Raw genomic sequence first — 12,143 nt, 5'->3', positions numbered from 1 at the left:
ACATGGGTCATGATTCGGCTATTATAGCACTACGCATTAAAGTTAGGACATTGATACAAGCAGCAAAACCTTGTGTAGTAAACTTTTGCCTCTTGCCTCTTGCCTCTTGCCTTGGGCGTAGCGCTATACCACCGATGCCACCAGTGGTTTTCGCTCGGTTCAACGACTGTTCTGATGCCAAAGGTTATTCCCAGACCCTGAAACAGCTGCTGCCTAATGCTAAGTTTCTAATAGTTTTAGATATAAGTCTGCCCATGGAGCCAGAGGAATAGGCAGTGTCACAAGGCTGGGGAGATGGGGAGATAGGGAGATAGGTAGATAGCAGCGCATCGCTATTCCCTGCTCCCTGCTCCCTGCTCCCTAAAAACCAGAAATTTGTACCTAACAAGTCGTAGAATTGCTATATATCCGACCAACTCTCATATGTAATGGCCATTGAAATATAATTTTCCTCTCGCGATCGCCCCAAGCCTCGACTAGACGGTTGGAGAATTCCAAGATTGGTTCCTGGGATTGAACAGCAATAAGTTTTTGAATAGCAGACCAAGTAGTCAAATATCCCAGAAATTCTTCCATGTTCCATTGGGTTTCCATTGTTAACAGAGGTGTTTTTAACTCAGCAAAAGGAAAAGGAATGGTTTGATAATTTTGAAGCAGTAGTTTTATTTCTTCAGCCCAATACTGATCAACCACTGTGGTGAAAAAATTCCTAGATATTTGGTCTATGTGATTTTCTTCTGGAGGGAATTCAAAATACCAGTAGCCCCAGAGAGCAATAATTCCTCCAGGTTTAGAAACTCGCTGCACTTCCTGATAAAACTTTTCCAGATTAAACCAATGAACAGCTTGGGCAACAGTTATTAAATCTATAGATTGATTCCCTAGCCCGACTTTTTCAGCCACTGCCACAGAATAGTTAATCTTATCATGATGAAATGCATGAATAATTTGCTTTTTGCTGGCATCTGTAGCATAAATTTTTTTAAAATGAGGGGTTAAGCCCAAGGCGACTTGACCATTACCAGTGGCACAATCCCACGCTGCTTGACGATCAGGTACAAGTGCAGCTAAATACTCAAACAAAGATTCTGGATAATGAGGTCTATAGTTTCTATAATCATTTGCTTGCTTTGAGAAGTAGTCTTTAAATTCTGTAACCAAAGTCCTTTTCCTCTAATTTCATTTAGCAAACTATTACGATATCATATTCTTAATCGCAGTTTTAATACAGTCTATCTTTTCCAAATTAAGCACATCAGTATAAGCCTGAGTAACTTGTGGTGAAGATAAGCTCAAAGAAGCACAATCCCAAAACTTAATGAATGATGTTTGTACAAAAATGAGATGCACCAGCGGATCCCTCTTCACGGCCAGGGCTGTTAAGCCAGGGTAAGCGCAAGAAAAAGAGAGGCTTAAGATGGTAAGGGTAAAACGATCAAAAAAATCAAGCCAAATGCACCGGTTGCATCCCAATAAGAAAAACGAGCACAGGTGGCTGAAGTCGATGAAGCTGGAGCCACCGCAACTGACTCTATAGCTACTAGGCTGGGGGAATTAATCAAAAACCCAACGCGAAAACTAACCCCCCAGCAGCAGCTTGAAATCTTGAATACTCATCCCTTTTTTACTGGTAAGTGTCCTGAGTGTGGGTACAATTATGATAAAAACAACCCCCCAGCAGTACACTGGGATTGCCCAGAGTGTGGTTGGATTGATGATGCGATTCATTAGTTATCCCTCTTTTATGACTAAGGGGATTTTCAACGAAAATGCCTTGATTCAGCCGACAAAAAATCAAGGTTTGACCTCAAAGTTATCAAAGAGGGATTATCCTGCAATGGCGGTAAAATTAATAGTTAGCCCGCTCCCATACCCTAGATAGAGAAGCAACACTTTACGTCTGTGAGTAGCTATGAGACACGATGCGATCAAGCTATATGAACCGATCAATATCCTTAAACAGATTGGTGAAGATATTTGGCTCGTTGATGGCCCAATTGTACAAATGTCAATGTATGGGGTGAAGATTCCTTTTTCAACACGTATGACTATTGTGCGGTTGAGCAACAGTGAGCTATGGTGCCATTCACCAACAGAATTGACTCGAGAACTCAAAGCTCAAATTGACTCTCTTGGCTCAGTGCGCCACCTCATTTCACCCAACAAAATTCACTATGCTCACATTGGCACCTGGGCTAGAGCTTATCCAGAGGCCATAGCATGGGCATCCCCAGGTGTCCGCGATCGCGCAGCACAACAGAAAATTGAAGTTAGTTTTAATGCCGATTTGGAAAATGAACCGCCGCCTCAGTGGGTCGCAGATTTAGACCAATTAATTTTTAAGGGTAGTCGATTCATGGATGAAGTTGTATTTTTTCACCGGAAGAGTTCTACTCTCATTCTGACCGATCTCATTGAAAACTTTGAACTCAATAAAGTTAGTAAGCAGTTTGGTCGGCTGCTTAAGTTAGTTGGTATTGTCGATCCTGATGGAAAAACTGCATTGGATTTGCGAATGACATTTTGGGGACAAAAGGAGCAGTCCCGTAGCTGCTTAAAGCGAATGCTTCAGTGGAACCCTGAAAAAGTTATCCTATCTCACGGTCGTTGGTATGAGAATAACGGTGCTGCTGAGTTACGCCGTGCTTTTCGCTGGCTTGAATAACTTTCAGAAGCAAGCTAACACGCCACCGCTCACTTTTGCCGTTAACCCCTCAAAACCCCAATTTTTGCACCGCCAACCTTTTAGAATCCATGTCTTTTCAAAGCATGGAGAGTTCAATCCTAGATTTACATCTCAAATACAAACGCGCTTAGCGTTTCTCGCAGTTATGAGCTACACTCTTCTTTGACGTTGATTCCCTGTTAGGTGCCCTCTTACTTGGCGAATTAAATTCGCCACGGGTGACACCTCTTGATGCAGCGCATCGCTATTCCCTATTACCTCTTCCCTGTTCCCTGTTCCCTGTTCCCTGTTCCCTAAAAACCCAGAAATTTGTACCTCACTGAATTGCAAACCGCTATATAATGACTAATAACAAAAAGGGAAAAATTTACATCGTAGGTGCTGGTCCAGGAGATGTTAACTACTTAACCGTAAGGGGGCAACAACTGCTGACTCAAGCTCAAGTGTTGGTATATGATGCTTTGGTAGATTCCCTTTTATTGCAACTAGTGCCCTGTGATTGTCAACTGTTCGATGTAGGGAAACGGGGTGGACGCCCTTCTACACCCCAAGCTAGGATTAACCAACTACTAGTAGACCAATGCCGACAAGGCAAGCAAGTGGTAAGGCTAAAAAGTGGTGACCCGTTTATTTTCGGGCGCTCTAGCTCAGAAATTCAGGCATTGATTGCTGCTGAGTGTCAGTTTGAGGTGATACCAGGCATTTCCTCAGCCCTAGCCGCTCCCTTACTAGCGGGAATTCCTTTAACAGACTCGGTTTTGAGCAAATGCTTTGCGGTTGTCACTGCTCATCAGCCAGAGCAACTAGATTGGGAAGCACTAGCAAGAATCGACACCTTGGCGATTTTAATGGGAGGACGTCATCTAGGGGAAATTGTCCAGCAGCTGCAACGCAATGGGCGATCGCATCAGACTCCCATTGCTCTGATTCGGAATGGTGGACGCCCCCAGCAACAGGTTTGGCTGGGTACTTTAAGCACTATAGTAAACCAAACCCTTGGTATCTCCCTCTCACCTGTGGTAATTGTAGTTGGTGAAGTAGTGGGGTTAAGGGCATCTATGGGATTAGCTGATCAAGACCAGTCGAAGAGTGAAGGTTGTCAAGACAAGCATCAACCGGTAACCGAAACTACCGAAGCGCTTACTGGAAAAACTGTCTTAGTTACCCGTTCCGCTAGTCAATCCCAAAAATTTAACCAGCTCCTGGAACAAGAAGGAGCAAATATTATCGAAATGCCCACCTTGGTGATTACTCCTCCTTCCAGTTGGGCTGGATTAGATTATGCGATCGCTAATCTCGCTAACTTCGATTGGTTGATTCTCACATCTAGCAATGGGGTGGATTACTTTTTTAAACGATTACTGAAGAATGGTAAAGATGCCCGTGCCTTAGTCGGGATTAAGATTGCTGTGGTGGGTAAGAAAACTGCAGCGAGTCTGAAACAACACAATTTACAACCGGACTTTATCCCACCAAACTTTGTGGCTGATTCCTTGGTGGAACATTTTCCAGAGTCTTTAACTAACAAACAAGTGCTTTTCCCCCGAGTAGAAACCGGTGGGCGAGAGGTGTTAGTAAAAGAACTAACGGAAAAAGGTGCTCAAGTGGTAGAAGTTGCTGCCTATGAGTCTCGTTGTCCAGATTACATGGCTCCTGCTATTTTAGATGCTTGGCAACAGAGAGCAATAGATATTGTTACGTTTGCTAGTTCTAAAACCGTCAAGAATTTTTACAAACTACTCAAGCAAGCTTTTAACTCTTCAACGGAAACTAACCAAGCCTACTCTAATCCCGACCGCGAACAATCTGCACCCTCAAAAACTCTCCATTCCCTTTTAGACAATGTCTGTATCGCCTCGATTGGTCCCCAAACATCCGAAAGCTGTCGCCAGTTGTTAGGCAGGGTAGATGTAGAAGCAGTTGAATATACTTTAGAAGGTTTAACTGAGGCGATTGTAGCATGGGAGACTGAGAGAGGGGGAAACAAATAATATCAAGTTCGGTTGAATACCCATAATAAAAGTGTGGGGAGATGGGGAGATGGGGAAGATTTTTATTAAGCGATGCAGCGCGGTCTTGGGGAGGCAGCGCGGTCTTGGGGGTCTCCCCGGAGACGAAACCTGATTACGTTGAGCCTTTATGGTTGGTCGGCTATGCACAAAAGGGGTAAAACTTATTGATTAAGGCTCAACTGTCTTACGGTAACTTCTAACCATGAGCGACTGCCGTGGTTTCCCCCATGAGCGACTGCATCAAGACAGAGTAATTATCCTGAGATGATCTAAAAAAATAGATAATGTGATTTCATGGAATTCCACAACTAACAAGACGCCAAAATGGCGAGACAAAAAGAATTTATTTAGATAGAGTAATCCTGTCAAAGATTTTTCAAGGTTACCTAATTAGGTAATAAGAATCATTCACTTTTTTGAACAGGAGATTGTTCCAATGGATAAGCATCTAACCAGTGATTTGGAGTTCATGGCACATTTGTCAGAGGATGAACTCAACGAGATTGCAGGAAGCCAAGGCAGCTCTAAAGACTTCGGCAAAGGCAAAGATGACGATGATAGCAATGATGGTCGCGATGACTTTGACTTTGACTTTAAATTTGGTGACGATGACTTTGACTTTAAGTTTAAGTTCACAATACCTAAGCGCTTTGTGCCTAAGAATCGCTCCTTTGTGATGAAAAAGTTTCCCTTTAACTTTAAATCTAACAGCATTGTGGTCTTTAAGCAGGTTTTTACCATTAATAGTCACTAATATAGCGCTACGGGCAATGGCATTGGCAACCGGCAACCGGCAACCGGCAACAGAGGAAACAGATCCTCACTTTTATTGTCCAATAAAACAAGACCATACAGGTTTACATCTCAAATACAAACGCTATAGTTCAGCTTATGGATGCTAGACTTTAGCTATTTGGGATAACAGAAGATTACTCAGAAGGCGTAATAGTGGCGTAGTTTGCTAAGGTTGGATTTGAATGAACATTAGATCAAATCCAGTGTCTTGATGCAGTCTCTCATGGGGAGGGGCTGCATCTATAGTTGATTAACTCTTGCATGAATGCTTCTTGTATGCAAGCCTTTTCCTGCAATACGTGTGTTCACAACCCAGATACAAATTCTATATAACCGACTAACACCCTCAACACTCAAAGGTTGCTAACCCCAAATAGCGAACTCCTGACGGGGTAATTTCAAAGCGACAAGGCAACACTTCCAAACCCTTGCTAACTGCTTCTCTTAAAAGTTTACCATAGTCTGGGTCATAGTTATCACCAGGAGCAAAGTGCAAACAATCAGCACGATTAATAAAATAAAGCATGACCGCTCGTGCTTCAGGAAGTAGTGCCATCAGTTCTTGCAGATGTTTTTGTCCACGAGTAGTAACTGTATCAGGAAATAAAGCACGATTCCCTTCAGCTAAGGTAGCACTTTTCACTTCTAAATAAATCGGGCGCTCTGAGCCAGTCAGTAAAAAATCCACCCGGCTTTTCCGTTCTTTTCCGTAACGTACCTCAGGGCGAATTTCGCTGTAGCTTTCGGCTAATTCGGGAATCAGTTTTTGTTCCAACGCTAACTTAATCACTCGATTAGGTAAAGCCGTATTAACCCCTACCCAAGTCGGTTCATTGTCCTTGACCTGAATCATTTCCCACGTGTATGGTAACTTCCGCTTCGGGTTATCACTCTGGGAGACTTGTACAGCAGAGCCAATGGTTGATACTCCGATCATTGGGCCAGTGTTGGCGCAGTGAGCAGTAATAATTTCCCCTGATGGCAGTTCAATATCCGCAAGAAAGCGTTTGTAGCGTTTGAGTAAAGTTCCAGCTTTTAGGGGTGGGTAGGAGTAAATCAAGTTATTGTCATTAGTCATGTTGTATAGCAATTCTACGACTTGTGAGGTAAATATTTATGGGTTTTAGGGAGCAGGGAGCAGGGAGCAGGGAGCAGGGAGCAGGGAATTTAGAATTTAGAATTTAGAATTTAGAATTGGGAATCGGGAATCGGGAATCGGGAGTAGTGATGCAGTCGCTGATGGTTTGGGTTCTGTTATGATGTCTGGAGAATTACCCTTAATAAAAAGGGTGCATCTCATTTTTACTGTTTGATCCGGTGGGTGGAATGGGCATCTTGGTGGAATGGGCATCTTGCGTGGAACTGGCATCTTGCCAGTTTCAATATATTTTCGGGCGTGCTGTCCCAACAAGGCGCGAAGAGGTGGAAAATGAGGGCGATCCTTTTGGTGGTGCGTTACGGGGCGGACTATTCCAACGCTGGCTATGAGGCGAAAAATAAGGGCAAGTCCGCCCCTAACGCACCCTACGCAACTTCCCACACTGCCCCATCTCCCCATCTCCCTATCTCCCCATCTCCCTATCTTCAAGCAGGAGAGATCTCAAGGCCGTTGAATAATCTTTTCGAGAACCCGCCGCTTGGCTTTGGTGTCGATACCAATTAGGCGCACATACTCACCCTTATGCTCTCCTAAGCGTTCTGTCAAAGCAGCGATCGCGTCCGATACATTGTTTTCTGGTAATGGATTCCCACTTTTCCAAGCATTATTCTTAACGCGACGCTCATTGCCGTATTCTAGGGTAAGGCGGTAACCTTGAGCCAAAAGCTCTCCAATCTGGTCTTGGGTTTCTAGATCTAATGCTAGATCTAAGGGCTTTTTGCTACCGTTGTGCTCTCCTGTCTGAGAGTGATTTAACCCCTGCGCGATTTTAGGGCTAGTTGACTGACTGATGACTGGATTGGATAGAGGTGCCTTGTGGTTTGCTTGAGGTTGGTCAGGGGTTGAAATATTATAACTACTATTTGTATTAGTATTTGTATTACTTGGTTGGCTCGTCAGGGAGGGGACTTGATTGTACTCCCTAGCTAGTCCGCTGAGTTCCAACCGTTGCTGTTCAGCTTTAATCAGTTCTCCAAACTCAATTAAGCGGGAGAGGCTAAAGTTTGGTGTTTCAAATTTGGGGGGTCCTTCCTTACTGTTGACTACACGAGAGGAAATTCGGTCTAGACCAATATCGTAAATAAACTTACGGATTTGTTCGTCGTAAATACGCGATCGCAAAGCACTGAAGAAATCAATCGCTTGATTGTCGAAGGTATCAATCAGTTGTTCAATCTCCCCGCTAGACAGTCCATCTCCGTGAAAGATACCACTAACAATACCAATCCGGTCTTCTCGGTTGGGCTCCCAGTAGAATTTCGCCATCCGACCATCCCGAGTCAAAGGCGCATAGAGAGTAGAAAAATCATTACCAGTGACAATAATCGGTACTCGGTGGATCGGTTGTGAGTCATAACTCCCTGGAAGTTGGACATTGGTGGGATTATCAGCAATGTTCATCAAGGTACCATGCACCAGCTGGGTATTTACCGTATATTGGGTGCGTTCATCGAACCGTCCCGCCCCAGCATCCAAGTCATTGATCATCAGCACACACATCTTACCCTTGACTCGGATCATTTCAGCCGTTTCTCGGTAGCGCAAGCGGATCAGACGGGCTGGATCCCCAGCATCTGGGCTTTCTAGCTCACCAGAAGACATATGAACCGCTTCAATTCCCATGCGCTCGAACACAAGCTCACACTGAAAGGACTTACCCTCCCCCTTCCGTCCATGAATTCCCAAAATTAGAGGCACACGGACATGAGGTATCTCAAGGAAGTTTTTAGTGATGTGAACTGCCAGTTTATCGATAAACCGGGGAGAAATGTAATAGTGCTGGGACATACAAACAGGTGCTATGGTGATAATCTCGTCAAATCCGGCAATTTTTCAGCCTATTGGAAATACTATTACAGTTTGTTGAAGGTTTAATCGGGTTGTTCGCGTAGCGTGGCCTTTGGCCAAGGTTGAAGGTTGAAGGTTGGAAGGTTGAAGGTTGAAGGTTGGAAGGTTGAAGGTTGAAGGTTGGCGGGTTGAAGGTTGAAGGTTGGCGGGTTGAAGGTTGAAGGTTGAACGCGATCGCGTGGCCGAAAGGCCAAGGTTATTTGGTTGTTCCCCTGAGGCGTCCGAAGTAGGGTCGGTTGACAGTTGACAGCGAACAGCCAACATTCAACCATCAACCCGATTAACCCTTCAAGCATCAACCCAATTAACCTTTCAACCATCCAACCATCAAGCCGATTAACCCTTCAACCAGCCAACATTCAACCATAACCCTTCAACCTTCAACCTTCAACCTTTAACTCGATTAACCCGATTAAACCTTCAACCTTCAACATTCAACCTTCAACCAGCCAACATTCAACCCGATTAAACCTTCAACCTTCAACCTTCAAAAACAAACAGTAATCAAATTCGCGTATTGGCGTATTGGCACAATTGAGACTATTGGCTGGGCTAGGATATCCCTAAATAAGCATCAGGTACTTAAACAATTTTTTCTTGAGCTATTTATGGACTCTCCTGAATCCTCAAGGTTTGAACAATATTGGTGGATCCTGAAGCGACGTTGGCTACCAGCTTCCGGTATTTTTGTATCAGTTTCTGTGATTATGTCTCTGGTGGCATCATTCCAAAAACCGGTATATGTAGCCCAAGGATTGCTGTTATTTAAGCGGCTTAATACGACGTCTTCAGTCACCGAAGTAGGTAAAGAAATCGGTATCTTACAACCTCTGGTAGACCAAAGTAATCCTCTAGATACAGAAGCCAACATCATGATGTCTGAGCCTCTGGCTCAAAAGACAATCACCGCACTAAATCTTACAGATAATCAGGGGAAACCTTTAGCAACTAAAGACTTTTTACACAATGTCAGTGTTACCAATATCCGGAAAACTGATCTTCTAGAAGTGTCTTACCAATCTCAAGACCCTAAAGAAGCAGCAGCAGTTGTTAATCAACTAATGAGTATTTATTTAGAAAATCACTTAGATTTTCAACGGGCTGAAGCTGTAGCTGCTCGGAAGTTTATTGAGAAACAGTTACCTCAAGCAGAAGCTACTGTTAGTAAAACAGAAGCAGCTTTGCGTCAGTTCAAACAAGAGAATCAAGTGATCTCTTTAGACGCAGAAGCTCGCTCAGCTATCGAGGTGCTGACCGATTTGCAAAAGGAAATTGCTCAAAATCAGTCTAAAATGGCTGATGTCAATGCCCAGTACGAATCGCTCCAAACACGATTGGGCATGAACTCCAAGCAAGCGATCGCTCTAACGGCTCTCAAGCAGTCTCCTGAGGTGCAGGAGGCACTCCAAGAATTGCGCCAAGTGGAAGTCGAACTAGCCCTTGAGCGTAACCGTTTCCAACCCACCCATCCCACAATTGCTAACTTAGAAAGTAAGGTAGCTAGCCTAAAAGGTATCCTAAACCAGCGAGTCAAACAAGTTTCTAATGCTAAGCCGAAACCTCATAGCCAGCTTTTTCAACTGGGCGATTTACAACAAGAACTGACTAAAGAGCTAGTAGAATTAGAAGCAGCTCGCTTAGGTTTGGCTAATCAGACTAAAGCCTTAGTCAATGCCCAAACCGCTTACCGAAAAAGACTTAACGATCTCCCTAGATTGGAACAACAGCAGCGGGAGTTAGAACGGCAACTTGATGTGTCCCAATCCACCTATTCTCTGTTGCTAAATAAGCTTGGAGAAATTCAGGTAGCGGAAAATCAAAACATGGGTAATGCCCGGATTATTGCAGGGGCTCAGGTGCCGATGATTCCGATATCGTCTGCTAAGATAGCCTATATTGCTGCTTGCTTTCAGGGACTGTTGGCCACCGCAGCAATTATTTATATTTTAGAAACAAGAGATAAATCCCTGAAAACCATTAAAGACGTTAAGCAATTATTTAAGTTTACCTTACTGGGTGTGATTCCCCACTTTAATAAATCTCAAGTATTAAATCCATCACAAGAAGTTTTAGATCCATTTACGCCCCAAGTTATTGTTCGGAATACGCCTCGGTCTCCCATCAGTGAATCCTATCGGATGCTGCAAGCAAATCTCAAGTTTTTGAGTTCAGATAAAGCCCTCAAGGCGGTGACTGTGACTAGTTCCTTACCTCAAGAAGGTAAGTCAACGGTGTCTGCTAATTTAGCAGCAGTGATTGCTCAGCGAGGAAGTAAGGTATTGCTAATTGATGCTGATCTCCATAAGCCTGTGCAACATCGAATCTGGGATTTGTCCAATGAAGTGGGCTTAAGCAATATGCTTGTTAATCAGGTTAAATTGGGGGATGCCATTAAACCAGTGAGCGAGACTCTGGATGTCCTGACTTCTGGAGTAGTACCTCCTAATCCCGCAGTGCTTCTGGATTCCGAGCGCATGGCTTCATTAATTAACCATGTTGCTAGTCGTTACGACTTTGTGATTATTGATACCCCTTCTTTAAACGTTGCTGCTGATGCTCCTATCTTAGGAAAAATGACCGATGGTGTGCTGTTAGTTTCCCGACCTGGAGTGGTAGATTCCGGTAGTGCTGCTTTCGCCAAGGGGCTTTTGGAGCAGTCTGGTCAGACTGTTCTAGGCTTAGTCGTTAATGGCGTGATTCCTGATAATGAGCCTAACAGTTATTACTATTTTTCTCAGGAATACATTTCAGATGAAAGCGTTGCTCTTAATAGAATACTTGATGTTGCTAGTTATGAGTAATTAGATCATATATAGCAAAGGGAACAGGGAGCAGGGAGTAGGGAGTAGGGAGTAGGGAGGACAATTTACCCTTATTCCTAGATACTGAATCTAAGTAGAATTAACGATTTACTATTGACCATCATCCCTAGATAATTAATAGATAATTATAAAGAACGGGAGATAGTGCGAAAGATGTAGTGATTAGTTAGACTGCATTAACTTTGTGGAGTTCTACGTTGCCTCCTTCAAAGACTTGAATCATGAGTTGATAGCCTGCCATCAATGACATTCCAACAAGTGGTTCTGAATCAGCTTCATCGATGGGAATTTTTAGAGATAATCCGTCCCATAAGATAACTGCCTCATACACATTAAAAATACATTCACTACCATCGCCAAGAAGAGCGCGTCCTCGCCTTTTCCATCTCAAATTTAACTGAGTAATCAAATCTGGAGACAGTGACAGCCAACCATTAAAGCCTGTATCTATGATTGCCGCTTGAGTGTAAATTTTACCATTCAAGCCATAAATTGAAATGGGAATAATGGGTTCAAAGTCTGCATTAACATTTCCTCTAATCATCCCGTTCTTTTTCCACGTCCACCGAACCGACGAACATAGCGCGAACCAATCCGGACTATCCAGATTTGAGCATCTGGGTGACGGGCTTCGAGGCGATCGCAAGCGGCTATTTCCCTTGCGTCAATCTCAAAATTGCCTGTTTCAATATCAATGGCGACAATCTTGCCGTGATTCCCTGCTTCGACCTTTGGACGCACCTGAGTTTCGTAGATTTCATCACCACGTCGAGCAAATTCTTCTTTGCTGTATCGGGGTTGTTGGACTGTCATTGGAATGA

14 protein-coding genes are annotated in these 12,143 nt (G+C 43.7%); 7 read left to right on the top strand and 7 right to left on the bottom strand.

Annotation, left to right across the window (positions count from 1 at the left end; translation table 11 throughout):
- The first annotated feature begins 2 nt into the window (after nt 1-2).
- Complete coding sequence (locus tag BJP34_RS19190) at nt 3-272, top strand: hypothetical protein (protein WP_070393723.1); 270 nt, start codon at nt 3-5, stop codon at nt 270-272.
- Between the two features lie 109 nt (nt 273-381).
- On the opposite strand, the gene BJP34_RS19185 is transcribed toward BJP34_RS19190, so the two are convergent.
- The gene (locus BJP34_RS19185; RefSeq protein ID WP_070393722.1) at nt 382-1,161 is read right to left on the bottom strand and encodes a class I SAM-dependent methyltransferase; all 780 of its coding nucleotides are present in this window, start codon (nt 1,159-1,161) and stop codon (nt 382-384) included.
- A 330-nt stretch (nt 1,162-1,491) separates the two neighbouring features.
- Between BJP34_RS19185 and BJP34_RS19180 the strand changes: the two genes are divergently transcribed.
- The 5 genes from BJP34_RS19180 to BJP34_RS19165 all read left to right on the top strand — a co-directional run bounded on the left by BJP34_RS19180 (nt 1,492) and on the right by BJP34_RS19165 (nt 5,452).
- Complete coding sequence (locus BJP34_RS19180; protein ID WP_070393721.1) at nt 1,492-1,731, top strand: hypothetical protein; 240 nt, start codon at nt 1,492-1,494, stop codon at nt 1,729-1,731.
- 181 nt (nt 1,732-1,912) lie between these two features.
- Nucleotides 1,913-2,665 carry a DUF4336 domain-containing protein gene (locus BJP34_RS19175; RefSeq protein WP_070393720.1) on the top strand — a complete coding sequence of 251 codons (753 nt, stop codon included), beginning with the start codon at nt 1,913-1,915 and terminating at the stop codon, nt 2,663-2,665.
- Nucleotides 2,666-3,027: 362 nt separating this feature from the next.
- On the top strand, nt 3,028-4,677 hold the full coding sequence (gene cobA, locus BJP34_RS19170) for a uroporphyrinogen-III C-methyltransferase (protein ID WP_070393719.1): 1,650 nt from the start codon (nt 3,028-3,030) through the stop codon (nt 4,675-4,677).
- A gap of 41 nt (nt 4,678-4,718) precedes the next feature.
- Nucleotides 4,719-4,856, top strand: coding sequence for a hypothetical protein (locus tag BJP34_RS43725; protein WP_158517309.1), 138 nt, complete (start codon nt 4,719-4,721; stop codon nt 4,854-4,856).
- A gap of 278 nt (nt 4,857-5,134) precedes the next feature.
- Nucleotides 5,135-5,452, top strand: coding sequence for a hypothetical protein (locus tag BJP34_RS19165; RefSeq protein ID WP_070393718.1), 318 nt, complete (start codon nt 5,135-5,137; stop codon nt 5,450-5,452).
- Nucleotides 5,453-5,839: 387 nt separating this feature from the next.
- Here BJP34_RS19165 and sfsA read toward each other — a convergent pair whose 3' ends face one another.
- The 4 genes from sfsA to BJP34_RS19150 form a co-directional block, all read right to left on the bottom strand.
- A complete protein-coding gene (gene sfsA, locus BJP34_RS19160) occupies nt 5,840-6,571 on the bottom strand; it encodes a DNA/RNA nuclease SfsA (protein WP_070393717.1) in 732 nt (243 codons plus the stop codon).
- Between the two features lie 96 nt (nt 6,572-6,667).
- The gene (locus tag BJP34_RS40215; RefSeq protein ID WP_149031058.1) at nt 6,668-7,051 is read right to left on the bottom strand and encodes a hypothetical protein; all 384 of its coding nucleotides are present in this window, start codon (nt 7,049-7,051) and stop codon (nt 6,668-6,670) included.
- A 42-nt stretch (nt 7,052-7,093) separates the two neighbouring features.
- A complete protein-coding gene (locus tag BJP34_RS19155) occupies nt 7,094-8,440 on the bottom strand; it encodes a ribulose bisphosphate carboxylase small subunit (protein ID WP_070393716.1) in 1,347 nt (448 codons plus the stop codon).
- Between the two features lie 83 nt (nt 8,441-8,523).
- Nucleotides 8,524-8,820, bottom strand: a complete 297-nt coding sequence (locus BJP34_RS19150; protein WP_070393715.1) for a hypothetical protein — start codon at nt 8,818-8,820, stop codon at nt 8,524-8,526.
- A gap of 288 nt (nt 8,821-9,108) precedes the next feature.
- On the opposite strand from BJP34_RS19150, the gene BJP34_RS19145 reads away from it, so the two are divergent.
- A complete protein-coding gene (locus BJP34_RS19145; RefSeq protein WP_070393714.1) occupies nt 9,109-11,301 on the top strand; it encodes a GumC family protein in 2,193 nt (730 codons plus the stop codon).
- A 187-nt stretch (nt 11,302-11,488) separates the two neighbouring features.
- Here the strand turns inward: BJP34_RS19145 and BJP34_RS19140 are convergent, their stop codons facing one another.
- Together BJP34_RS19140 and BJP34_RS19135 are read right to left on the bottom strand one after the other, a co-directional pair.
- Entirely contained in the window at nt 11,489-11,866 is a 378-nt protein-coding gene (locus BJP34_RS19140) for a clan AA aspartic protease (RefSeq protein WP_070393713.1), read from the bottom strand.
- Nucleotides 11,863-12,135, bottom strand: a complete 273-nt coding sequence (locus BJP34_RS19135) for a hypothetical protein (RefSeq protein ID WP_070393712.1) — start codon at nt 12,133-12,135, stop codon at nt 11,863-11,865. Before BJP34_RS19135 ends, BJP34_RS19140 begins: the two co-directional genes overlap by 4 nt.
- Nucleotides 12,136-12,143: the final 8 nt, after the last annotated feature.

The organism is Moorena producens PAL-8-15-08-1, assembly GCF_001767235.1.
Lineage (GTDB): Bacteria > Cyanobacteriota > Cyanobacteriia > Cyanobacteriales > Coleofasciculaceae > Moorena > Moorena producens_A.
Note: the sequence above shows the minus strand (reverse complement) of the source record. Positions and strands in the feature narration are given on the sequence as shown.